The following is a 267-nucleotide window of genomic DNA, read 5'->3' as shown; positions in this document are numbered from 1 at the left end:
ACAAGACTGGCGCCCGACCAGGCAGGCCATCGGGTTTACATCATGATGATCGTCACGGCCAGACGGCGTGACATGAGCCTGCTCCATGAGCCGCCGGCCGGGAAGATCCTTTTAGACCAGCCCCATTTCCTTCGCGTGCCAGATCAGTTCGGCGTCCGTACGCGCCGCCAGCTTTTTCATGGCGTCCCGCTTCTGACGGCTCGAGGTCTTGGGGCTGACCTGCAGCAGAAATGCGATCTCGTTATTGGAATGACCAGAGGCAAAGAG

At 59.6% G+C, this 267-nt stretch carries 1 protein-coding gene; it reads right to left on the bottom strand.

The annotated features are described in order from the left end of the window. Window positions 1-111 precede the first annotated feature (111 nt). On the bottom strand, window positions 112-267 hold a 156-nt coding region (locus R0K30_RS22200), incomplete at its 5' end, for a helix-turn-helix domain-containing protein (protein WP_410613031.1).

It is taken from the genome of Bacillus sp. SIMBA_154 (assembly GCF_046536015.1).
In the GTDB taxonomy this organism is placed as follows: Bacteria; Bacillota; Bacilli; order Bacillales; family Bacillaceae; genus Bacillus; species Bacillus pumilus_P.
The sequence above is the reverse complement of the archived record's forward strand: the minus strand, read 5'-3'. Positions and strand labels throughout refer to the sequence as shown.